The following is a 22775-nucleotide window of genomic DNA, read 5'->3' as shown; positions in this document are numbered from 1 at the left end:
GCATGCGCATCGTGGCACTGGCAGGCGGAATCGGCGGAGCGCGGTTCCTGCGCGGCCTCAAGGACGTCCTCGCCCCGGGGGACGAGATCACCGTGGTCGGCAACACCGGCGACGACATCCACCTCTTCGGGCTGAAGGTCTGTCCGGACCTCGACACCGTGATGTACACCCTCGGCGGTGGCATCCACGAGGAACAGGGCTGGGGCCGGGCCGACGAGACCTGGTCGGTCAAGGACGAGATGAAGGCGTACGGCGTCGGGCCCGAGTGGTTCGGGCTCGGCGACCGGGACTTCGCCACCCACATCGTCCGCACCCAGATGCTCGCCGCCGGCTACCCGCTCAGCGCCGTCACCGAGGCGCTCTGCGATCGCTGGCAGCCGGGTGTGCGGCTGCTGCCGATGAGTGACGACCGGGTGGAGACGCACGTCCGGATCACCGACGAGCAGGGCCCCCGCGTGGTGCACTTCCAGGAGTACTGGGTCCGGCTGCACGCCGCCGTCGACGCCGAGGCGATCATCCCGGTGGGCGCCGACACCGCGAAGCCGGCGCCCGGCGTGCTGGAGGCGATCGCGACCGCCGACGTGATCCTCCTCCCGCCCTCCAACCCGGTCGTCAGCATCGGCACCATCCTGGCCGTGCCCGGCATCCGCGGGGCCGTCGCCGCGTCGCCCGCCCCGGTGGTCGGCCTCTCGCCGATCATCGGCGGCGCTCCGGTCCGGGGGATGGCGGACAAGGTGCTCGCGGCGGTCGGCGTCGAGGCCGCCGCCGACGCGGTGGCGCTGCACTACGGCGCCGACCTGCTGGACGGCTGGCTGGTGGACACCGCGGACGAGGCCCTGGTCGGAGCGGTCGAGGCGGCCGGCATCGCCTGCCGGGCGATCCCGCTGCTGATGACGGACACCGCGGCGACCGCGGCGATGGCCCGTGAGGCACTGGCGCTGGCCGAGCTGGTACGCCGGTGAGCCTGCACGTCCTGCCCGTCCACGGCCTGCCCGAGATCGAGGCGGGGGCGGATCTGGGCGAGCTGATCGCGAAGGCCGGCTCCTTCGAGGACGGCGACATCCTGCTCGTCACCTCCAAGATCGTCAGCAAGGCCGAGGGCCGGCTGCTGCGGGCCGCCGACCGCGCCGCCGCCATCGACGCCGAGACCGTCCGGGTGGTCGCCCGGCGGGGACCCGCCCGAATCGTCGAGAACCGCAACGGTCTGGTGATGGCGGCCGCGGGGGTGGACGCCTCCAACACCGCGCCCGGCACCGTCCTGCTGCTGCCCGAGGACCCGGACGCCTCCGCCCGCGCCCTGCGCGCCCGGCTCCAGCAACTGACCGGCCGCCGGCTCGCCGTCGTGGTCACCGACACCTTCGGCCGGCCCTGGCGCAACGGCCTGACCGACGTCGCGATCGGCGCCGCCGGCCTGCCCGTCCTGGAGGACCACCGAGGGCGTACCGACACCCACGGCAACGAACTGGCCCTGACCGTCACCGCCACCGCCGACGAACTCGCCGCCGCCGGCGACCTGGTCAAGGGCAAGGCGAGCGGCATCCCGGTCGCGGTCGTCCGGGGCCTGCCCCACCTGGTCACCGCCGAGGACGGCGACGGCAGCCGGCCGCTGATCCGGGCCGCCGCCGACGACATGTTCCGCCTCGGCACCTCCGAGGCGCTGCGCCGGGCCGTCACCCTGCGCCGGACGATCCGCGCCTTCACCGCCGAACCCGTGGACCCGGCCGCCGTCCGCCGGGCGGTGGCCGCCGCCGTGACCGCGCCCGCCCCGCACCACACCACCCCCTGGCGCTTCGTCCTGCTGGAGACCCCGGAGGTCCGCACCCGGCTGCTGGACGCGATGCTCGCCGCCTGGCAGCGCGATCTCGCCGAGCTCGACGGGTGGGACCCGGCGAAGATCGCCCGCCGCACCGCCCGGGGCAACGTGCTGCGGGACGCCCCGTACCTGGTCGTCCCCTGCCTGGTGATGGACGGCTCGCACGCCTACCCCGACGGGCGCCGGGCCGGCGCCGAGCGGGAGATGTTCACCGTGGCGATCGGCGCCGCCGTGGAGAACCTGCTGGTCACGCTGACCGGCGAGGGCTACGGCTCGGCCTGGGTCTCGTCCACCATGTTCTGCCGCGACACCGTCCGGGAGGTCCTGGAGCTGCCGGCGGGCTGGGACCCGATGGGCGCGGTGGCCGTCGGACGCCCCGCGGAGCCCCCGCGTGAGCGGCCGGAGCGGTCGGCGGACGCCTTCATCGCGGTGCGCTAGGCGCCGGCGCCGCCGGTGCGGTCGGGCGGGCCGGAGCGCACCGGCCGCCGTTCACCGCCCCCGGTGGTCGTTCGGGGCCAGCCTGGGGCCGTAGCGCGGGGCGTGGCCGGCCGAGGCGAGCAGCAGGCGGCAGACCCGGTGGCGCTGGGGGCGGTAGGGCTCCAGCAGGGCGAGCATCTGGGCGTCGTCGCTGCGCGGCCGACCGGCCAGCGCCCAGCCGACGAGATTCGGCAGGTGGTAGTCGCCGACCGAGACCGCGTCCGGGTCGCCGTTGCTGCGCTGCAGCGTCTCGGCGGCCGTCCAGTGGCCGATGCCGGGCACCGAGGTGAGCCGGGCGAAGGCCTGCGCGTGGGCGAGCCCCGAGACCTCCTCCAGGCGGGGTGCCAGCCTGGCCGCCCGCACGACGGTGGCGGAGCGCTTGGGGTCGACGCCCGCGCGATGCCACTCCCAGCTGGGAAGCATCGCCCACTCCCGGGCCGAGAGCGCCACCCGCATGCCCTCGGCGGGGCCGGGGGCGGGGGTGCCGAAGTCGCGCAGCAGGGTCCGCCAGGCGCGGTAGGCCTCGTCGGTGGTGACCTTCTGCTCCAGGATCGCGGGGACGAGCGACTCCAGCACCAGTCCGGTGCGGCCCAGCCGGGCGCCCGCGAGCCGGCGCTGCGCCTCCCGCAGCGGCCCGGGCGCCAGGACCAGCGCGGCCGGGTCGTCCTCGGCCCCGAGCAGGGCGGGCAGGCGCTCCAGCAGCCAGTCGGCGCCCGGCCCCCAGGCCCGCGCCTCGACCGCGCCCTCGGCCGGGCGGCTCAGCATCCGCAGTGTGCCGATGCCCGCCGGGGTGCGCGAGGCCCGCCAGACGGCGCCGTCGCCGGTGCTCCGGTGGGCCGGGTCGCCCGGGCCCCGGCGCAGTGGCAGCAGGGTGCGGCCGAGGTCGAGCGGATAGCCCGGCCGCCAGCGCCGTACCGCTTCGCCCGTCACCGCCGTCCGCCTCCTCCGCCGCTGTCGTGGTGCCGCTGTCGTGGTGCCGCCGGCGCCGCGGGAGCGGACCATGGGACATATGAACGATACGCGGCTGCCGGGCCTCTCCTCGGCCGACGAGGGCGCCGTCCGCGCCCTCTACCACCGGGCCCTGGAGGGCTGGAACATGCGCGACGGCGCGGCCTTCGCCGGACCGTTCGCCCAGGACGGGGAGGTGATCGGATTCGACGGGAGCCGGTACGCCGGCCGCTCCGTGATCGCCGCCGAGGTCGGCCGGATCGTCACCGAGCACGACACCCCCGAGTACGTGGCGCGGGTCCGCCGGGTCCGACCGCTGGCGACCGGCGCCGCACTGCTGGACGCGGTCGCCGGGCTGGTGCCGCCGGAGGCGGACGACCTCGATCCGGCGCTCAACGCCCTGCACACCGTGATCGCCGTCAACCGCGGCGCCGGCTGGCGGATCGCCCTGATGCAGAACACCCCGGCGCAGTACCACGGCCGCCCCGACCGCGCCGCCGCGCTGACCGCGGAGTTGCGCGCGCTGGTCCGCCGCACGCCGGGGCCGCCGGCCTGACCGCCGGCCCGAGTGGCGCCGTTCGGGGCCCCGCGCCGCCGGGGTGCCGAAGATCACATCGCCCGGGCCCCGGTGCCCGCCCGTTCCTGACGCCGGGCCCGGCCGCCGAGGGGGCGTCACCCCTCCCGGTGGCGACCCCAGAGGCCGTAGGCTGGGGCGCACCATGAATGCGCCTTTCGCTGCCGATGCCCGCACCCCTGTCGAGCTGCTGCACGCATATCTGCGAGGTGGCACTCCCGCTGCGGATCCCTCACTCCCGCTGGTCACCTTCTACGACGACGCGACCGGCGAGAGAGTCGAACTCTCCGCCCGGACCTTCGACAACTGGGTCGCCAAGACCGCCAACCTGCTCCAGGACGAGCTGAACGCCGGCCCGGACGACCGCGCCGCCCTCCTGTTGCCCGCCCACTGGCAGAGCGCCGTCTGGCTGCTGGCCTGCTGGTCGGTCGGCGTGGCGGCCGCCCCCGCCGGGGATCCGGCCGACGCCGACCTGGTGGTCAGCGGCCCGGACGGGCTGGAGGCCGCGCAGGCCTGCACCGGCGAGCGGGTCGCGCTCGCGCTGCGTCCGCTCGGCGGCCGCTTCCCGCAGCGCCCGGACGGCTTCCTGGACTACGCCGCCGAGGTGCCCGGCCAGGGCGACCGGTTCGCGCCGTACTCCCCCGTCCCGCCGGACGCGCCCGCGCTGGAGACCACCATCGACGGCCTGCCGCTGAAGCTCACCGGCGAGCAGACCGTCCAGCTGGCCCGCGAGGGCGCGGCCCGGCTCGGCATCGGCCCCGGCGACCGGGTGCTCTCCACCCTCGGATACGAGGACTGGTCCGGTCTGGAGGCCGGACTGCTGGCTCCGCTGGCGGCCGGCGCCTCGATCGTACTCTGCCGCAACTCCGGCTCGCTGACGGCCGATCAGTGGGAGAAGCGGATCGACTCCGAGCGGGTGACTCTGCGGCTGGGGTGATCCGCGCCCGGCCCCGGCCGGGCGCGGGAGCGACCGAACCACAGCGGCCCCGCATTGTTCTGATTATGTAACACATATGAAGGTTTCTCGTGATGTCCGGTAGGTTTCCCTGCCGGACGGCCCGTCAGGGGTCGCTGACACGAGAGGCGGCGGATCGGCCATGGCAGTGACCTCGGAGGCCCGGACCGGCCACCGCCGCAAACCCACCAGGGCCAGGACCGGGCGCCGCCGCTGGGTCCGGCCGGTGGCCCTGACCGCCGGGCTGACCCTGGTCGCCGGGTGCACCGGCGCGTACCTGTACATCAGGCACCTGGACGCCAACATCCAGCACGCCCCGCTCGGCGCCGGCAACGCGCCCCCGCCGGCCGGCGCGGCCGACGAGCACGGCCGGACCGCGATGAACATCCTGATCATCGGCACCGACAGCCGGAAGGGCCTGGGCGGCGGCTACGGCGACCGGGACAACCTCGGGGAGGGCAACAACGACGTCAACATCGTGCTGCACGTCTACCCCGACCGGCACTCGGCCGTCGCCCTCGACCTGCCCCGGGACACCCTGATCGACCTGCCCGAGTGCAAGGACCCGGTCACCGGGAAGATCGCCAAGGCCGCCCGGCACCGGCCGCTGAACGAGGCCCTGGGACGCGGCGGCCCCGGCTGCGTGCAGGACACCGTGCAGTCCGTCACCAAACTGAAGATCGACCACTTCGCGGTGGTCAACTTCCAGGGCGTCAAGGACCTCACCGACGCGGTCGGCGGAGTGGACGTCAACCTCTGCCGCGCCATCAAGGACTCGGACTCCCACCTCGACCTGCCGGCCGGACCGAACCACCTGACCGGCGAACAGGGCCTGGAGTTCGTCCGCACCCGCCACGCCGTCCAGGACGGCACGGCCGTCGGCCGGTTCTCGATGCAGCGCGACTTCCTCAGCGCGCTGCTGCGCAAACTGACCGACAAGGGCACCCTGATCGACCCCACCAAGGCGTTCCCGGTGGTCGAGGCGGCCACCCGGTCGATCACCGTGGACGACGCGATAGCCGGGCCGATCAAGCTGGTCGGACTGGCCAACGAGCTGAAGAACATCAAGCCCGCGGACGTGGCTTTCACCCAGCCCGCCGTCACGTACACCACGACCGACCCGAACCCCGATCTGAGGGCCAAGGACGCCTTCGTCCAGCCCGCCGCCGACCAGCTGTTCGCGCTGATCCTCGCCGACAAGTCGCTCACCGGCGGTCCGGACCAGACGCCGGCCCCGGCCGCCGGCACCGAGGCGTCCGGGAGCCCGGCAGCCGACCCGGCCACCGCCTCCGCCGCCCCGCCGGTCGATCCCGCCACGGTGAGCGTCAGCGTGGTCAAGGGCGTCAGCACCCCCGGGCTCGCCACCGCGGCCCAGCAGACCCTCACCGCCCTCACCTACCAGGCCACCGTCGGGCACGACACCGCCAAGCCGGTCGCCGTCAGCACCGTGCAGTACGGCCAGGCGGACCGCAAGGGCGCCGCCCAGGCCGTCGCCAGGGCGCTGGGCCTGCCGGACTCCGCCGTCACGGCGGGCGGCGGCGGCCGGGGGGTGCTGGTCACCCTCGGGGCGGACTACCGGGCCGCGGGATCGTCCGCGCCGGCCCCGCTGCCGACGGCCGTCCCCACCGACACCTCGATCCACACCGGTGACGAGTCCACCTGCTCGGGCGGCGCCAAGTTCGGCGCCTTCGTCAAGTAGTCACCGCAGGCGGGCACCGCGGGGTCCGGCCCTGCGGTGCCGGCCGCGCGAGGGCGCCGGTCTCAGCCGGTCTCGGCCGTCACGTTCACCGGGTTGTGCGCCGAGCCGTCGACCGGCTTCGGCGCCCGGCTCTCGATGACCTTGCGGGCCAGCGAGCGCGGGGAGGTCAGGAAGCCGAACCCCCAGCTGAGGTGCATGGCGGCGAAGGCCACCGGGAGCTGCAGCCGCGCCCGCAGGGAGAGCCCGCGGCCCTCCGTCACCGCGCCGCCGACGATACCGAGCAGGTAGCCGGCGGGCAGCAGCAGGAAGGCCGGGTGCAGCGCACTGAGCAGCAGGCCGCCGACGACCGCGAGGAAGGCGGCGGGCGGGGCCAGGTAGCGCAGGTTGACCGAGCCGCGGTGGTAGCGGGTGACGACCCGGCGCCAGCGGCCGTAGTCCTTGTACTGCTTCGCCAGCGCGCGCACGCTCGGGCGCGGACGGTAGGTGACCCGCAGCTGGGGGGTGAACCAGATCAGGCCGCCGTCCTGACGGATCCGGTAGTTCAGCTCCCAGTCCTGGGCGCGGACGAACTCCTCGTTGTAGCCGCCGAGCCGCTCCAGCACCTCACGGCGGAAGACGCCGAGGTACACGGTGTCCGCCGGGCCCGCCAGGCCGCCGGTGTGGAACGCCGCGTTGCCCACACCGAGCTTGGACGTCATGGCGGCGGCGACCGCCTTCTCCCACTCGGTCTCGCCCTCGGCGTGCATGATGCCGCCGACGTTGGCCGCCTCCATCTCGCCGAGCAGTCTGACCGCGGTGCCGATGTACCCGGGGGTGAGCAGGCCGTGGCCGTCCACCCGTACCACTATCGGGTGATTCGAGCCCTGGATGGCCGCGTTCAGCCCCGCGGGGGTGCGCCCGGTGGGGTTGCGCACCGTACGGACCCTCGGGTCCTCCGCGACGATCTCGGCGGCGATCTGGTCGGTCCGGTCGTTGGACGGACCGAGGGCGATCACGACCTCGATCGGCCCGGCGTACTCCTGCTCCAGGATGTGCCGGACCGCGGTGCGCAGGTGTCGTTCCTCGTTGAGCACCGGCATGATCACGGAGACCGCCGGCAGCTCCTCAGCAGCCTTGGTGTTCATCGAGGCCAACCGTACCGGTGCAGGTGGCCCGGCGTCTCGTCCCGGTCCCGGCACCTACCCCAACCCTCCACCGGATGAACGTTCCGCCACTCACGGTGCCCGGTCCGCTGCGGCCCGGCGTGCCCCGCCCCACCCGACCGGACGCACCCCTACCATCCGAGAGATGCCCCCGTCCTCCTTCTCCCCTGCTGCCCGGCCCCGCCGGCGCTGGGCCCGCCGGCTGGCCGGCGGGGCCGCGTTCGCCGTCCTGGCCACCTCGGGCGGCGGCTGGGTGGCGCTGAACCGCGTCGGCTCCTCGATAGACCGGGTGGACGTCTTCAGCGGCGACCGGGCCCGCCCGGCCGACGACGGGGCGACCACCTTCCTGGTGGTCGGCACCGACGACCGGGAGGGCATTCCCGAGAACACCCTGAAGAACGTCCTGCACGCGGGCGGCGAACCCTGCCACTGCACGGACACGATGATGATCGTCCAGCTGGCCGGGGACGGCGGCCGGGCCAGCGTGGTCAGCATTCCGCGCGACTCCTACGTCGACATCCCGGCGCACCAGGACCCGGCGACCCGCAGGCAGGTGCCGGCCGGCAAGGGGAAGATCAACGCCGCCTACGGCATGGGCGGGGCCCCGCTGACCGTGCAGACCGTCGAACAGAACACCGGGGTGCGGATCGACCACTACCTCCAGCTCGACTTCACCGGATTCGTCAGCGCGGTGGACGCGCTGGGCGGTGTCCAGGTCTGCACGGCCAAGCCGCTCAAGGACGACTACTCCGGCCTGGACCTGCCGGCCGGCACCAGCACCCTGGACGGCGCCGGTGCGCTGAAGTACGTCCGGGCCCGGCACGTGGACGGCAGTTCGGACCTCGGGCGGATGCACCGGCAGCAGAAGTTCGTCGCCGAGCTGCTGCACCGGGCCACCAGTACGGGCACCCTGCTGAACCCCGCCAAGCTGGCGCGGCTGACCGACAGCGTGCTGGGCTCGGTGAAGGCCGACAAGGGCCTCGGCACCGACGACATGCTGACCCTGGCGACCCGACTGAAGGCGCTGTCCGCCGCGAGCGCCGACTTCGCGACGGTGCCGCTGGCGGTGCTGGACCACCCGGTGAACGGCTGGGGTTCGACCGTGCTGTGGGACCAGGCCGGAGCCAAGGCCCTGTTCGACGCCGTCCGGGCCGGCCGCCCGCTCACCGCGCGGCCGCCCGGTACTCCCGCCGCCGCTCCCCGCAGCGCGGCGACCGCGCCCGCACCGGACGGCGACCAGGCGACCGCCGGAGGGAGCCCCGCGGCCGCCCCCGTCCCGGCCGCCGCGGCCACGGTCAGCGCCGCCAACGGCGACGAGATCGGCTGCCCCTGACCGGGCCCGGGAACGGGCCTCGGACCGGACGGCCACCGCGGGAGCACGGCTGGCGGGTGGCGGCTGGCGGCTGGCGGCTGGCGCAACGCCGGAGGGGCCGGGTGCGCGCACCCGGCCCCTCCGTTCCCCCGTTCCCCCGTTCCCCCGGTTCCTGCCGTCCCCCGGTTCCCCGGTTCCCCCCGTCCCCCGGTTCCTGCCGCTCCGGGTCCGTCAGTCCGTGGCGATGGCCGCCAGGACGTTCATCCGGCCCGCCCGGAAGGCCGGGACGAGGGCGGCGAGCAGGCCGATCAGCGCCGAGGCGAGCAGCGTGCCCACGATGGTGCCGGTCGGCACGGAGAGGGTGGCCAGGCCGTGGCCCGCCAGCACCTTCTGCATGGTGACGCCCCAGGCCAGGCCGAGCACGGTGCCGAGCACGGCTCCGAAGACCGCGATCACCACCGACTCCAGGCGGATCATCCGGCGCAGCTGGCGGCGGGAGAGGCCGATCGCCCGCAGCAGGCCGATCTCGCGGGTGCGCTCGACCACCGACAGCGCCAGGGTGTTGACCACACCGAGCACCGCGACCACGATCGCCAGCCCGAGCAGGCCGTAGATCATGTAGAGCAGCTGGTTGATCTGCCCCTGGACGATCTCCTTGTAGCCGGCCCGGTCCTGGACGATCAGCTGCGGGTACTCCTTGAGGGAGTCCTGCAGGGCGGCGAGCGTCTTCGCGACGTCGGCCCCCGGCGCGGCCTTGCCGTACGCCTGCTCGTCCCGGGGCAGGTCGGCGGCGGGCACGACCTGGGCGACGGTGTCGAGGCCGGTGAAGTAGGCGCCGTCGAAGAGCGAGTTGCCCTTGGCGGTGACCAGGCCGACCGGCAGGGACTGGGTGCGGCCCTGCCCGTAGTCGACCGTGATCCGGTCGCCGAGCTTGAGGCCGTGCTCCTTGGCGAAGTCCTCGCCGACCGAGAGCGTGCCCTGGTTGATCGCCTCGGCCCGGCCGGCCTTCGCCTCGATCGTGAAGTCCTGCACGAAGGTCGGCGAGACGGCGAGCACCCCGGCCTCGGTGATCTTCCCGTCCGGGGTGGTGAAGACGGCGGCCAGGGACTTCTGCTCGCTGACGTGCGCCAGTCCGGGGGTGCCCTTGATCGCGTCCAGCATGGCCGGGGTGAGACCGGCGCGGCCGCCGTTGACGACGTAGTCGGCGCCGACCGACTTGTCGACCTGGGCGTTGGTGGAGGCCACCGCGGACGAGGTGAAGACCGAGGCCCCGATCACCAGCGCCAGCCCGATCATCAGCGCGGCCGCGGTGGCGCCGGTGCGGCGCGGGTTGCGCATCGCGTTGCGCTGGGCAAGGCGCCCGGAGGGCCCGAACAGGGCCGGCAGCAGCGCGCCGAGCACCCGGACCACCGTGGTCGCCAGCAGCGGGCCGAGGACGACGAAGCCGACCAGGGTGAGCAGCACGCCCAGGCCGAGCAGCTCCATCGCGGTGCCGGTGGTCGTCGTGCCGGAGGCGAGCACCAGCAGGGCCGCGCCGCCACCGGAGAGCAGCAGTCCCAGCGCGGTGCGGATCCGGTTGGCCCGGGCCTCGCTCGGGGTGCCGTGGTCGCGCAGGGCGGCCATCGGCGCGATGCTGCCGGCCCGGCGGGCCGGGATCCAGGCGGCGAGCACGGTGATCACGATGCCGACGCCGTACGCGGCGAGCGGCACGCTCGCACCGATCCGCAGGTCGGCGCCGGAGAGGTTCATCCCGACGGCCTTCATCAGCTGGATCAGGCCCTCGGCCAGGCCGAGCCCGGCGGCGAGGCCGAGCGTCGAGCCGAGCACGCCGAGGAAGAGCGCCTCGATCAGCACCGACTGGTTCACCTGCCGGCGGCTGCCGCCGATGGCGCGCAGCAGGCCGATCTCGCGGGTGCGCTGGGCGACCAGCATCGAGAAGGTGTTGATGATCAGGAACCCGCCGACCAGCAGCGAGACCAGCGCGAAGCCGAGCATCGCGTACTTCATGAAGTCCAGGAAGGAGCCGACGTCCTTGTTGTTCTCGTCCTTCTGCTCCTGGGCGGTCTTGACCTGGTAGCCGGAGCCGAAGGCGCCCAGGGCGTCGGCCTTGAGCTGCTCGTCGGTGCGGCTGCCGTCGCCGTACGCCTCGACCGAGGTGTAGGCGGTGGCGCCGATCAGGTCCTTCTGGGCGGTCTCGGTGTCCATGAAGGCCAGCGCCGCACCGGGGTTGGTGGTCTTGAAGGTGACGATCCCGGAGATGGTGAAGTCGTGGTTCCCGCCGGCGGTGATGACCCGCAGCGGGCTGCCGAGGCCGAGGCCGGCCTTCTTCGCGGTGTCGGCGTCCAGCATGATCGCGCGGTCGCCCCTGGGCGCCTGGCCCGAGGTGATCTCCACCGAGTTGCGCGGTGTCTCGGCCCAGTTGCCGGTGATGGTCGGAGCGCCGCTGGTCGGGCCGACGGCCTTGTTGGTGGCCGGGTTCACCAGGGTGGCGTCGTTGGTGAACACCTGGCCGACCGCGCTCTTGACGCCCGGCAGGGCGGCGACCTTGGCGGCGGTGTCGACCGGGACGGTCAGCACCTTGCCGGGGTCGCGCAGTTCCTTGCCGTTGAGCATGACGGGCGCCTGCTGGACGGAGATGTCGGAGGCGGTCGAGGCGAACAGCCGGTCGAAGGTGCCGGTGGCGGTGTTGGAGAAGACCAGGGTGCCGGAGACGAAGGCAACCGACAGGACGACGGCGATCAGCGAGAGGACCATGCGCCCCTTGTGGGCGAAGAAGGTCCGTAGTGAGGTCTTGAGAAGCATCGGTCCGTTTCCCCCGGCTCAGCTGGTGCGCTTGCCGTCGAAACGGCGCATGCGTTCGAGGACGGAGTCGGCGGTCGGGGCGTGCATCTCGTCGACGATCACGCCGTCGGCGAGGAACAGCACGCGGTCGGCGTAGCTCGCGGCGACCGGGTCGTGGGTGACCATCACGATGGTCTGGCCCAGCTCGTCCACCGAGCGGCGCAGGAAGGTCAGCACCTCGGAGCCGGAGCGGGAGTCGAGGTTCCCGGTCGGCTCGTCCCCGAAGATGATCTCGGGGCGGGCGGCCAGCGCACGGGCCACGGCCACGCGCTGCTGCTGGCCGCCGGAGAGCTGGGTCGGGCGGTGCTTGAGCCGGTCGGCCAGGCCGACGGTCTGCACCACCTGGTCGAGCCAGGCGGTGTCGGGCCGGCGGCCGGCGATGTCCATCGGCAGGGTGATGTTCTCCAGCGCGTTGAGCGTGGGGAGCAGGTTGAACGCCTGGAAGATGAAGCCGATCTTGTCGCGGCGCAGCTTGGTCAGCTGCTTGTCCTTGAGACCGGTGATCTCGGTGTCACCGATCCAGATCCGGCCCTCGGAGACGGTGTCCAGCCCTGCCAGGCAGTGCATCAGGGTCGACTTGCCGGAGCCCGAGGGGCCCATGATCGCGGTGAACCTGCCGCTCTGGATGTCCACGTCGACCGCGTCCAGCGCGGTGACCCGGGTCTCCCCGGCGCCGTAGGCCTTGGTCACCTGCCGCGCGCTGGCCGCCACGGCGGAGGCACCGCCGGGGATCTGGGGGTCGTACACGGCCGCTGCTGCCGTCGTCACTGGATTCTCCTCAAGATGTGGGCCCGCCCGTCGCCCCCGAGTCTGTCCGTCACCACCAGGTCTCCGACATGGAGACAGGGGGTGTATCGGACCGGGGGGTAGCCCCACCCTCGTGCTGTACGAGCGGGGATAAGGACCACGTTAGGAGCGCCGGAAGACCGGATCGTCATCCGCCGGGAGGAAGCCGCCCAACCGTGGATGTACGGGGAGCGGGGCCCCTCCCCCTAGGGGACCCCGCCGCCCGGATCAGGGTCCGCCGGCGTCGGCGAACGACCGGTGACCGCCCGTCAGCGCGCCAGGGCCGGCTCCACCCGTCGCTCCAGCGCCGTGGCGAAGCCGTCCACCACCGGCGTGAGCAGCACGTCGGTCTCCCGCTCGATCACGGTGACGCCGTCGTCCCCGACGGTGATGTGGCGGTCCAGCACGAACCAGCCCTGGGTGACGTGTCCCGCACCCATCGAGCTGAGCACCGGACGCAGCGCGTAGTCCACCGCGAGCACGTGCGCGGCGGAGCCGCCGGTGGCCAGCGGCAGGACGGCCTTGCCGGTGAGCGCGTACTGCGGCAGCACGTCCAGCAGCGTCTTCAGCAGCCCCGAGTAGGCGGCCTTGTACACGGGGGTGCCGATCACCACGCCGTCCGCCTGGGCGAACAGCTCCAGCGCGGCGGCTATCGCGGGGTGCGAGGTGTCCCCGGAGAGCAGCGCCTCGGCGGGCAGGCTGCGCACCTCGAAGGGGATCACCTCGTGGCCGCGGGCGGTCAGCCTCGCGTCGACGTGCCGCAGCAGCTTGGTGGTGCGGGAGGTACGGGACGGGGAACCGGAGACGGACAGGACGACGGCCATGGAGTTCACCTCGGGGCAGGGCGGCGCCGTGGGGGCGCCGAACGGAGAGCGGAACCGCGCCTCGGCCCGTCGGCGGCTCATGGCCGACGGCGCCCGGACAGCGGGGAGGAGGGGGGTGCTAGAGGGTTGAACGGTGGCGAGCGGTCAGCCACGACACAGCGAACAGGACACACGCTGAAGGTCGACGTGCCGCCGACGCGTGAGGGTCCATCGCTGCTCCATGGGACTCATGCAAACACGCAGCGTTGTGCCGGTCAAGGTTCGTTCCAGCTGGTGAACATGCGGCGGGGCGATCCGGGCTCTGCATCAAAACGGCTACAAGGGCCCTGGTCGGGGCCCCGGGGGGAGTCTGCGGCCACCGGATCGGGCATCCTCTCCCACATGAACACGTGGCAGGAGGGCCGCCCGGGCGGCGGCGGTGGCGCGTACGGCGAGCGCGGGGGCGCGTACGGGCAGGGCGGCGGCGCGGGAGCCGAGCCGCCGCTGCCGGCCGCGCTGAACCCGCGCGGTCCGGGGGCCGCGAGGCCCGCCGGGCAGGGACAGTCCGGCGGGTACGGACCGGCCGGGGCCCAGGGGGAGCAGGCACCGGGCGGGTACGGACCGCCGCCGTCGTACGGTCCGGCCGCCGGGGCGGGGCGGTCGCCCGCGCAGAGCGGCGGCGTCGAGCCGCCGCGGCCCGCGTCGGTGCCGCCGCAGCGCCCCGGTACGCCCGGCGGACCGATAGGCCCGGGCGGCGCGCAGCCGTCCGCCGCCCGGTCCCGCTGGCCGCGCCGCCGCAAGATCAAGGTGACGGTCTTCGCCCTGCTGATCGCCATGATGCTGACCTCGGTCGGCACCTGGTTCTGGGCCGACTCCAAGCTCAACCACGAGAACGTGCTGGCCGACTACCCGGGGCGCCCGGCCGCCGGCAAGGGCACCAACTGGCTGATCGTCGGCTCGGACAGCCGCGACGGTCTCAGCGACTCGCAGGAGGAGGACCTCCACACCGGGCACGCCGGCGGCAAGCGCAGCGACTCGATGATGGTGCTGCACATCGGGGACCACGGGAACACGCTGATGAGCATCCCGCGTGACTCCTGGGTGCCGATCCCGGCGCACGCCACCGACGGCGGCAAGCAGGTCAAGGCCACCACCTCGAAGATCAACTCGGCCTTCGCCAACGGCGGCGGCAAGCTGCTCGCGCAGACCGTGGAGACCAACACCGGCATCCGCATCGACCACTACGCGGAGATCGGCTTCGCCGGCTTCGTGGGCATCGTGGACTCTGTCGGCGGCGTCGACATGTGCATCGACCAGGCCGTCCAGGACAAGGACTCCGGCCTCGACCTGAAGGCCGGCTGCCAGACCCTCACCGGCACCCAGGCGCTCGCCTTCGTCCGCCAGCGCCACCAGATGGCCGACCAGGACCTCGGCCGGATGCGCAACCAGCAGAAGTTCCTCGGCGCTCTCGCCAAGCAGGCCGCCTCGCCGGCCACCGTGCTCAACCCGTTCACCTTCTACCCGCTGGTGAGCTCGGGCCTCGGCACCCTGATCGTGGACAGCGACGCGGGTCTCACCGACCTCGGATCGCTCTTCCTCGCCATGAAGGACGTCAACGGCGGCGGCGGCCGGAGCATCACCGTCCCGATCAGCAACCCCGACTTCCGCACCTCGACCGGCGAGTCCGCCGTGAAGTGGGACGCCGCCAAGGCCAAGCAGGTCTTCGACGCCTTCCGCAACGACACCGCGGTGCCCGAGACGAAGTAGCGCCCACCACGAAGCCCCCGCCGCCCTGCTGGCGGGTTCTAGCGATCCCCGCAACACCCTGGATTCAGGGAGTTGCGGGGATCGTGGATTTTGAGGGCTTGAAGGCGAGGTTCTTCGAGGCGCTGGACCGGGAGAACGGCAGTGTCACGGGTGCGGCCCGGGCAGTCGGGGTGAGCCGTCACACGGCGGCCGGGTGGGCGCGGAAGGCCGGTGTCCGTGGCCGTGGGAAGCCGGGAAGGGACGGGCACCCGGGGCGGGCGGAGTACGACCGGCTTCGCGCGGCCGGGGTGCGACGGCAGGACGCCGCCGTGCAGGTCGTCGAGGCCGGACTGCACCCACGGTTCCTGACGGTGGGCGAGCGGGAGCTGATCGCCGACATGCGTCGGGAGGGCCGGTCGCTGCGGGCGATCGGGCGGGCCCTGGGCCGGCCGGCCTCCACCGTCAAGCGCGAGATCGACACCCGTGCGGTCGACGGCGTCTACCGGCCGCACCGGGCCCAGCGGGCATGGGCGGGAAGCCGGTCGCGCCCCAAGGAGTCCAAGCTCGCCCGGGCGGGTTCGCTGCGCGAGTTCGTCGCGGGCAAGCTGCGGGAGCGGTGGTCGCCCGAGCAGATCTGTCACGCTCTGGTCATCGAGTTCCCCGACGACGAGAGCATGCGGGTGAGTCCGGAGACGATCTACCAGGCGATCTACGTCCAGGCACGTGGCGGGCTGCGACGCGAGGTCGCACTCGCACTGCGCACCGGCCGAACCCGCCGCAAGCCGCACCGCAGCCCCGAGCAGCGCACCCGCCGGTTCGTCGACGAGATGGTGATGATCTCCGAGCGGCCTGCCGAGGTCGAGGACCGGGCGGTGCCCGGCCACTGGGAGGGCGATCTGATCGTCGGCCCCCGCAGCGAGAGCGCGATCGTGACCCTGGTCGAGCGCTCCACCCGCTACGTCATGCTCGGGCACCTGCCCGGCGGGCACACCGCCGCGGAGGTCCGCGACGTGCTGGTGCCCTTGATCCAGACACTGCCCGAGCACCTACGCGGCTCACTGACCTGGGACCAGGGCTGCGAGATGGCAGCGCACAAGCAGTTCACCGTCGCCACGGGAGTACCGGTCTACTTCTGCGATCCGCACTCCCCCTGGCAGCGCGGATCGAACGAGAACACCAACGGCCTGCTACGGCAGTACTTCCCCAAGAGCACCGACCTGTCCGTGCACAGCCCCGAAGACCTCGAACACGTCGCCCAGCAACTCAACGGCCGGCCACGCAAAACGCTCGGCTGGAAAACTCCAGCCGAGCGCCTGCGTGATCTACTGACGACCGCATAGGTCATCAGGTGTTGCGAGGACCCCAAGAATCCGCCGCTCGGGCGTCGGGGGCTTCGTGGTGTGTCGGTGCCGGTGCCGGGTGGGTCTAGGGGAGGTTGCGGGCCATGACGATGCGCTGGATCTGGTTGGTGCCCTCGTAGATCTGGGTGATCTTGGCGTCGCGCATCATCCGCTCCAGGGGGTAGTCGCGGGTGTAGCCGTAGCCGCCGAGGAGCTGGACGGCGTCGGTGGTGATCTCCATCGCGGCGTCGGAGGCGAAGCACTTGGCGGCGGCGCCGAAGAAGGTGAGGGACTCCTCGCCGCCTCCGCCGGAGCTGCGCTGGGAGCGGGCGGCGGCGGCGTAGGTCAGCTGGCGTGCCGCCTCCAGCTTCATCGCCATGTCGGCGAGCATGAACTGCACGCCCTGGAACTCGCCGATCGGCTTGCCGAACTGCTTGCGCTCCTTGACGTAGCCGGCGGCGTAGTCCAGCGCGCCCTGGGCGATGCCCAGGGCCTGCGCGGCGATGGTCACCCGGGTGTGGTCGAGGGTCTTCATCGCGGTGGCGAAGCCGGTGCCCTCCTCGCCGATCATCCGGTCGGCGGGAATGCGGACGTTGTCGAAGTAGACCTCGCGGGTCGGGGAGCCCTTGATGCCGAGCTTCTTCTCCGGCGCGCCGAAGGACACGCCCTCGTCGCCCTTCTCCACCACGAACGCCGAGATGCCGCGCGAGCGCTTCTGCGGATCGGTGACGGCCATCACCGTGTAGAACTCGGAGACGCCGGCGTTGGTGATCCACCGCTTGACGCCGTTGAGGACCCAGAAGTCACCGTCGCGCACCGCACGGGTCTTCATCCCGGCGGCGTCCGAACCCGCGTCCGGCTCGGACAGGCAGTAGGAGAACATCCCCTCCCCACGGGCCAGCGCACCCAGGTACCTGCGCTTGAGCTCCTCCGAACCGGACAACTGCACCGGCAGCGAGCCGAGCTTGTTGACCGCCGGGATCAACGAGGACGACGCGCACACCCGCGCGACCTCCTCGATCACGATGACCGTCGCCAGCGCGTCCGCACCCGCACCGCCGTACTCCTCCGGCACATGCACCGCGTGCAGGTCACTCCCCCGCAACGCCTCCAACGCCTCGTCCGGGAACCGGCCCTGCTCGTCCACGTCCGCCGCGAACGGCGCGATCTTCGCCTCGGCCAGCGAGCGCACCGCCTCCCGGAGCATCTCGTGCTCCTCGGTGGTCCGGAAGAGGTCGAAGTCCGCTCCTGCGCCGCTCGCCATGATGCCTCGCTCGTCTGGTTAATGACCGTTAAGTAGATCCTAAGTCTAGGGTTGCGCCCTGCCCAGCCCCGACGTGACATGCGCGACACGGAGAGTGCCGGGAGCGGGCCCGGAACGCCCCCGGCGCGCCCCGGTGCCCGCGCGCCGTCCGCGGGGTACCGGCCAGGACGGGCCCGCACCCCCTGTGCGGGCACCCGGGCCCCGAGCACCCGCCCGCGCCCGGGGGAAGGCGCCGGACAGGGCACCGAGCAGGGCGCCGAACAGGGCGCCGAACAGGTGGGAACGGCCGGTCCGGACGCGAGGGGACAGGGCGCTTCCACGGCCGGATAGCATCGGTGCTTGCGCCCCGCCGCAGCCGGCAGCGCCCGACCGGTCCGGCACGTCCGACATTCCGCAAAGGGGAACCCGTGGCCCTCCGAATCTCAGTGATCGGCACCGGCTACCTCGGCGCCACGCACGCCGCCTGCATGGCGGAGTTCGGCTTCGAGGTGCTCGGCCTGGACATCGACCCGGAGAAGATCGCCACGCTGACCGCGGGGCGGATCCCGATGTACGAGCCGGGACTCTCCGAGTTGCTGCTCAAGCACGTGGCCGGGCACGAGGGTTCCAGCGGGCGGCTGCGCTTCACCACCTCGCCGCAGGAGGCCGCCGAGTTCGGCGACGTCCACTTCATCTGCGTCAACACCCCGCAGCGCAAGGGCGAGTTCGCGGCGGACATGAGCTACGTCGACGCCGCCCTCGACTCGATCGCGCCGTACCTGACCCGGCCCACCCTGGTGGTCGGCAAGTCCACCGTCCCGGTCGGCAGCGCGAGCCGCCTCGCCGAGCGGCTGGCCGCGCTGGCGCCCGCCGGTGAGGGCGCCGAGCTGGCCTGGAACCCGGAGTTCCTGCGCGAGGGCTTCGCCGTCGGCGACACCCTGCACCCGGACCGGATCGTGGTCGGCACCCGCACCGAGCGGGCCGAGCAGCTGCTGCGCGAGGTGTACGCGACGCCGATCGGCCAGGGCGTGCCGTTCGTGGTCACCGACTTCGCCACCGCCGAACTGGTCAAGGCGGCCGCCAACTCCTTCCTCGCCACCAAGATCTCGTTCATCAACGCGATGGCCGAGGTCTGCGAGAGCGCCGGCGCCGACGTCACCCAGCTCAGCAAGGCCCTCTCCTACGACGAGCGGATCGGCGGCAAGTTCCTCAACGCCGGCCTCGGCTTCGGCGGCGGCTGCCTGCCCAAGGACATCCGCGCCTTCATGGCCAGGGCCGGCGAGCTCGGCGCCGACCAGGCGCTGACCTTCCTGCGCGAGGTCGACTCGATCAACATGCGGCGCCGCTCCCGGATGGTCGAGCTGACCCGTGAGCAGTGCGGCGGCGGCTTCCTCGGCCGCCAGGTGGCCGTCCTCGGCGCCGCCTTCAAGCCCAACTCGGACGACATCCGCGACTCCCCCGCGCTCAACGTCGCCGCGCAGATCCAGCTCCAGGGCGCCCAGGTCACCGTCTACGACCCCAAGGCGATGGACAACGCCCGGAAGATGTTCCCCAGCCTGGCGTACGCCGACAGCCCGTTGGAGGCCGCCCAGGGCGCCCACGTCGTCCTGCACCTCACCGAGTGGCAGGAGTTCCGCGAGCTGGATCCGGCGGAGCTCGGTACCGTCGTCGCCGAGCGCCGCCTGCTGGACGGCCGCAACGTGCTCGACGGCGCGGCCTGGCGCGCGGCCGGCTGGACGTACCGCGCGATGGGGCGGCCCAGCTAGGCAGTGTCCTCCCCGCCACAGCCGGCGATGACCGGCGACGGGAGGAAGCGCGGAGTCGACCCGGCGCTCCGCGGCCGGGCCGGACGCGCTGCCGGTCGGGCGGCTGCACCCGAACGGCGGAGCGCCGGAATGGCGGCCGCCGCCCGCCGGTTGCAGCAGTCATGACGACGTACGGAAGCGACGCGGACGTCCGCGAGATCCTGACCGGCACCGGTGACGTGTGGGCGGTGGTGGGCCTGTCCAGCAACACCGCCCGGGCCGCGTACGGGGTGGCCCGGGTGCTCCAGCGGTACGGCAAGCGGATCGTCCCCGTGCACCCCAAGGCGGAGACCGTGCTCGGCGAGCAGGGGTACGCCTCCCTCGCGGACGTCCCGTTCCCGGTCGACGTGGTGGACGTCTTCGTGAACTCCTCGCTTGCCGGAGCGGTGGCCGACGAAGCGGTGGCCGTCGGCGCCAAGGCGGTCTGGTTCCAGCTGGACGTCGTCGACGAAGCCGCCTACCGTCGCACCACGGACGCCGGGTTGGCGATGGTCATGAACCGCTGCCCCGCGATCGAGATCCCGCTGCTCGACCGACGACCCTGGAGTGCAAGCTCGTGACCGACACCCCGAAGCCCTCGGCGAAGCCCGTCCTCGACGTCACCGACGCCGTCTGGCTGGGCGCACCCGGCCAGACGGACGGCCCCCAGGTCGCCTTCGTCGGCGAGTACATCGCGATGCGCAACGGCGCCGACCCGGACGGCCCGGTGCTGGTCTTCACCGAGGGCGAGTGGGAGGCCTTCCGACTCGGCGCCCAGGACGGCGAGTTCGACCTCGACTACCAGCCGTAGGCCGGTCGGCTCCTTCCCGCGCAGAGCGGTCCTCCCGCGCCGGTTCGCCGACGGCGCGCAGCCCACAGCCGGTGGTCCGGCACCCGGACGGGTGCCGGACCACCGCCGCGTCCTGCAGAGTCAGCCGCCCACAGCCGAGAGCGAACCGGCGCCGACCGCGCGCGCGAAGTCCGCGAAGAGGGCGGCGGGGTAGCGGTGCGCAGGACCGCCGGGGTCCTTGCTGTCGCGGACTGCGGTCTCACCGGGGGCGCCCGCTGCACACTGCACACAATTCTCACTGTTGCCGCCGCTGTAGGTGGAGGCGCGGAAGTCGAACCCGGTGGCGTCAGCGTTGCGGTAGTAGGTCATTGATCTTGCCTCTCTTCTCGTTACTGAAGGCTGGGCAGCGACTTACCTGGACAGCGCTGCCGGAACTCCCGGGGCGAGGGACTGGGGGCTCAGATGCACAGCAGTGCCCGGCCGCCCCACCGAAATCGGCCCGAGGCCCATCGGCCTGACCGGCAGTAGCCGCGGACAGCAGCAGGGGCCGCCGGAGCCCGCACGTGCGAGCCCGGGCGAATCCCGACCTCGACCGATCAGGTGCCGACGGGCACCAACGCACCGGCGCCGACAGCACTCGCGAAGTCCGCGAAGACGGCGGCCGGATATCGGTGCGCGGGGCCATCGGGGTGCTTGCTGTCGCGGACGACAGTGCCGGCGCCCAGGGCGCCGCACTCGACACAGTTGTCGTTGGGGTCACTGGCGCTCGCCTTCCGCCACTGCACAGGGAGGGCGGAAGCGGCGGGGAAGGACGGATTCACTTGAGCTGTTCTCTCTTCTCTTTGATGAGGCCGAGCGACTGGTCGAGATCCAGCGCGGTTGCAATGATCTCGTCGAAGGCTGCTCGGTAGACGTCCACATGGTCCGGATCCTCGACCCAGTTGCCGCCGAGCATTCCGCTCAGCAGGACCAGGTCCAGATCCCGCTGCCGGAACTCCAGCAGGGCAAACGGCCCGCTCATCCCGGGGTTCGGTGGTGCCACCATCGGCATGATCTGAATCTTGACGTTCGGATAGCGGCTCAGGTGAATCAACTTGTCGAGTTGGTCGGCCATCACGCCCTCGCCCGCACCCATGCTCAACGCTGATTCGTGGATGACCGCCCAGACCTTCAGCGGGTTCTCCGCGCGGGTCAGAACCGACTGACGGGCGAGCCGGACCTCAACCCGTTCCTCCACGCTGGACGTCTTGATCACGCCCATCGAGATGATGGCGTGAGCGTAGCCCCGGGTCTGGAATAGCCCAGGGATGAAGGACACCTCGTACGACTTGTTGCTGATCGCCGTCTCTTCGAGCCGGATCAGATCGGTGTAGAGCGGGTTCAGCTGGTCGTAGCCCGCGACCCAGCCGGGCCGCCGCTTCTCCTTGAGGATCTCGACCAGGACTTCCTTGAGCTCCTCGTCGCAGCCGTAGAAGTCCAGAAGCGCGCGTACCACCTCGGGCTTGAGCTGGACCCGGGCGTTCTCGTATCTGCTCAGCTTCACCAGGTTGATGCCGCCGACGCCGGCCACGACCTCCTCGGCCGACAAGCCCTTGAGCTCTCGCAACTTCCTGAGCTCACCCGCGATGCGTCGATACCGCACGGCCGGTACTGCTGCCATCCGCTCGCCCCTCCTGCCTGTTCGGACCAGTGTGCACGTCTCGTCGGATGCTCCGCCACCAGCATGGTGAGCCCTGGCGAGGCACCTTCAGATTCAGAATGAAAGTTTTCATATTTCCTCGACATGAGTTGCACTGACATCGCATCAGGCTCCATCCTGAGAGCGACGAGACGGGCGCTCAGCGTGACGCTCATGTCGTCCAGCGCGACATGCCTAGCCTCATCAGCCATGCGATCCGCGCACTTGAGCGATCGTCCGACTGGAGTCGAGCACCCGTCGAGCCGCCCGCAGCCTCGACTGCTCCGCGAAGGGCCGACCACATCCGCAGTACTGGCCCGAAGGGATCCCGCCATGCCTCAGAACCGCTTCCGTCTCACCGCCGCCGAGTCGTCCGTCGCCGTCGCCCGAAGACTGACGGTGGCCCAACTCGGCTCATGGATCGGCGCCTTGGATCCGGATGACCGCTCGGTCATCGAACTGCTGGTCTCCGAACTGGTGACCAATGCGGTCCGCTACGGCAAGACGGCCACGACCACGGTCGAGCTGATCGCGACCGAGGACGGCACCCTGGTCATCACCGTCGAGGACGCCAACCCGGCCGAGCCGCAGCCGCAGGAACCCGGGGCGGACGACGAGGGCGGGCGGGGGCTGCTCCTGGTCGACGCGCTCGCCCTGCGGCGGGGCAGCATCCGGCTGAACTGCGGCAAGAAGACCTGGGTCGCGGTGCGGATGTCGGAGTGCGCCGCCGCCCGCCTGCGTGCCCTCTGCGCCCCGCGTCCCGTCGCCGAGCCGGTCACCGGCGGGCTCGGCGACGGCGCCCGCACGTACTCGACCGGCGGATCCGCGCCATGCGGCCCCGGCC

At 72.5% G+C, this 22775-nt stretch carries 21 protein-coding genes and 1 pseudogene; 12 read left to right on the top strand and 10 right to left on the bottom strand.

Annotated elements, in window-relative coordinates:
• Positions 1 to 2: 2 nt before the first annotated feature.
• Together cofD and OG823_RS21470 are read left to right on the top strand one after the other, a co-directional pair.
• Positions 3 to 962 (top strand): 2-phospho-L-lactate transferase, encoded by a 960-nt coding sequence (gene cofD, locus OG823_RS21475; RefSeq protein WP_371481194.1) that lies wholly within the window; start codon positions 3 to 5, stop codon positions 960 to 962.
• Complete coding sequence (locus OG823_RS21470) at positions 959 to 2251, top strand: coenzyme F420-0:L-glutamate ligase (RefSeq protein WP_371481193.1); 1293 nt, start codon at positions 959 to 961, stop codon at positions 2249 to 2251. The genes cofD and OG823_RS21470 overlap by 4 nt, the downstream gene beginning before the upstream one ends.
• 51 nt (positions 2252 to 2302) lie before the next feature.
• Here the strand turns inward: OG823_RS21470 and OG823_RS21465 are convergent, their stop codons facing one another.
• On the bottom strand, positions 2303 to 3292 hold the full coding sequence (locus OG823_RS21465) for a DNA-3-methyladenine glycosylase (RefSeq protein WP_371481192.1): 990 nt from the start codon (positions 3290 to 3292) through the stop codon (positions 2303 to 2305).
• A gap of 7 nt (positions 3293 to 3299) precedes the next feature.
• Here OG823_RS21465 and OG823_RS21460 point away from each other — a divergent pair, with 7 nt between their 5' ends.
• The 3 genes from OG823_RS21460 (at position 3300) to OG823_RS21450 (ending at position 6466) form a co-directional block, all read left to right on the top strand.
• Positions 3300 to 3794, top strand: coding sequence for an SgcJ/EcaC family oxidoreductase (locus OG823_RS21460; protein ID WP_371481191.1), 495 nt, complete (start codon positions 3300 to 3302; stop codon positions 3792 to 3794).
• Between the two features lie 163 nt (positions 3795 to 3957).
• The gene (locus tag OG823_RS21455; protein ID WP_371481190.1) at positions 3958 to 4749 is read left to right on the top strand and encodes a TIGR03089 family protein; all 792 of its coding nucleotides are present in this window, start codon (positions 3958 to 3960) and stop codon (positions 4747 to 4749) included.
• Between the two features lie 160 nt (positions 4750 to 4909).
• Positions 4910 to 6466: an LCP family protein gene (locus OG823_RS21450; protein ID WP_371481189.1), complete on the top strand. Its 1557-nt coding sequence runs from the start codon at positions 4910 to 4912 to the stop codon at positions 6464 to 6466.
• 62 nt (positions 6467 to 6528) lie between these two features.
• Here the strand turns inward: OG823_RS21450 and OG823_RS21445 are convergent, their stop codons facing one another.
• On the bottom strand, positions 6529 to 7590 hold the full coding sequence (locus OG823_RS21445; protein ID WP_371481188.1) for a glycosyltransferase family 2 protein: 1062 nt from the start codon (positions 7588 to 7590) through the stop codon (positions 6529 to 6531).
• Between the two features lie 163 nt (positions 7591 to 7753).
• On the opposite strand from OG823_RS21445, the gene OG823_RS21440 reads away from it, so the two are divergent.
• Entirely contained in the window at positions 7754 to 8941 is a 1188-nt protein-coding gene (locus OG823_RS21440) for an LCP family protein (RefSeq protein WP_371481187.1), read from the top strand.
• A 210-nt stretch (positions 8942 to 9151) separates the two neighbouring features.
• Here OG823_RS21440 and OG823_RS21435 read toward each other — a convergent pair whose 3' ends face one another.
• The 4 genes from OG823_RS21435 to OG823_RS21420 form a co-directional block, all read right to left on the bottom strand.
• On the bottom strand, positions 9152 to 11722 hold the full coding sequence (locus OG823_RS21435; RefSeq protein ID WP_371481186.1) for an ABC transporter permease: 2571 nt from the start codon (positions 11720 to 11722) through the stop codon (positions 9152 to 9154).
• Between the two features lie 18 nt (positions 11723 to 11740).
• Positions 11741 to 12472, bottom strand: a complete 732-nt coding sequence (locus OG823_RS21430; protein WP_371484591.1) for an ABC transporter ATP-binding protein — start codon at positions 12470 to 12472, stop codon at positions 11741 to 11743.
• 344 nt (positions 12473 to 12816) lie between these two features.
• Positions 12817 to 13371 carry an NADPH-dependent FMN reductase gene (gene ssuE, locus OG823_RS21425; RefSeq protein WP_371481185.1) on the bottom strand — a complete coding sequence of 185 codons (555 nt, stop codon included), beginning with the start codon at positions 13369 to 13371 and terminating at the stop codon, positions 12817 to 12819.
• A 144-nt stretch (positions 13372 to 13515) separates the two neighbouring features.
• Entirely contained in the window at positions 13516 to 13593 is a 78-nt protein-coding gene (locus tag OG823_RS21420) for a putative leader peptide (RefSeq protein WP_354536922.1), read from the bottom strand.
• A 159-nt stretch (positions 13594 to 13752) separates the two neighbouring features.
• Between OG823_RS21420 and OG823_RS21415 the strand changes: the two genes are divergently transcribed.
• Both OG823_RS21415 and OG823_RS21410 read left to right on the top strand, forming a co-directional pair.
• The gene (locus tag OG823_RS21415; protein WP_371481184.1) at positions 13753 to 15117 is read left to right on the top strand and encodes an LCP family protein; all 1365 of its coding nucleotides are present in this window, start codon (positions 13753 to 13755) and stop codon (positions 15115 to 15117) included.
• A gap of 170 nt (positions 15118 to 15287) precedes the next feature.
• Entirely contained in the window at positions 15288 to 16436 is a 1149-nt protein-coding gene (locus OG823_RS21410) for an IS30 family transposase (protein WP_371484589.1), read from the top strand.
• Between the two features lie 85 nt (positions 16437 to 16521).
• Here the strand turns inward: OG823_RS21410 and OG823_RS21405 are convergent, their stop codons facing one another.
• Positions 16522 to 17700, bottom strand: a complete 1179-nt coding sequence (locus OG823_RS21405) for an acyl-CoA dehydrogenase family protein (protein WP_371481183.1) — start codon at positions 17698 to 17700, stop codon at positions 16522 to 16524.
• Between the two features lie 407 nt (positions 17701 to 18107).
• Between OG823_RS21405 and OG823_RS21400 the strand changes: the two genes are divergently transcribed.
• From OG823_RS21400 to OG823_RS21390, 3 genes are all read left to right on the top strand, one after another.
• Entirely contained in the window at positions 18108 to 19445 is a 1338-nt protein-coding gene (locus OG823_RS21400; RefSeq protein ID WP_371481182.1) for a UDP-glucose/GDP-mannose dehydrogenase family protein, read from the top strand.
• Positions 19446 to 19606: 161 nt separating this feature from the next.
• On the top strand, positions 19607 to 20044 hold the full coding sequence (locus tag OG823_RS21395; RefSeq protein ID WP_371481181.1) for a CoA-binding protein: 438 nt from the start codon (positions 19607 to 19609) through the stop codon (positions 20042 to 20044).
• The gene (locus OG823_RS21390) at positions 20041 to 20274 is read left to right on the top strand and encodes a DUF397 domain-containing protein (RefSeq protein ID WP_371481180.1); all 234 of its coding nucleotides are present in this window, start codon (positions 20041 to 20043) and stop codon (positions 20272 to 20274) included. Before OG823_RS21395 ends, OG823_RS21390 begins: the two co-directional genes overlap by 4 nt.
• Before the next feature lie 120 nt (positions 20275 to 20394).
• Here the strand turns inward: OG823_RS21390 and OG823_RS21385 are convergent, their stop codons facing one another.
• The 3 genes from OG823_RS21385 to OG823_RS21375 form a co-directional block, all read right to left on the bottom strand.
• Positions 20395 to 20622, bottom strand: coding sequence for a DUF397 domain-containing protein (locus tag OG823_RS21385; protein WP_371481179.1), 228 nt, complete (start codon positions 20620 to 20622; stop codon positions 20395 to 20397).
• A 227-nt stretch (positions 20623 to 20849) separates the two neighbouring features.
• Positions 20850 to 21038 (bottom strand): DUF397 domain-containing protein, encoded by a 189-nt coding sequence (locus OG823_RS21380; protein WP_371481178.1) that lies wholly within the window; start codon positions 21036 to 21038, stop codon positions 20850 to 20852.
• Between the two features lie 32 nt (positions 21039 to 21070).
• The gene (locus tag OG823_RS21375; RefSeq protein ID WP_371481177.1) at positions 21071 to 21913 is read right to left on the bottom strand and encodes a helix-turn-helix domain-containing protein; all 843 of its coding nucleotides are present in this window, start codon (positions 21911 to 21913) and stop codon (positions 21071 to 21073) included.
• A gap of 123 nt (positions 21914 to 22036) precedes the next feature.
• On the opposite strand from OG823_RS21375, the pseudogene OG823_RS21370 reads away from it, so the two are divergent.
• Positions 22037 to 22618 (top strand): annotated as a pseudogene (locus tag OG823_RS21370) (ATP-binding protein); the annotation flags it as partial.
• Positions 22619 to 22775: the final 157 nt, after the last annotated feature.

Source organism: Kitasatospora sp. NBC_00315 (genome assembly GCF_041435095.1).
Taxonomy (GTDB): Bacteria; Actinomycetota; Actinomycetes; order Streptomycetales; family Streptomycetaceae; genus Kitasatospora.
The sequence above is the reverse complement of the archived record's forward strand: the minus strand, read 5'-3'. Positions and strand labels throughout refer to the sequence as shown.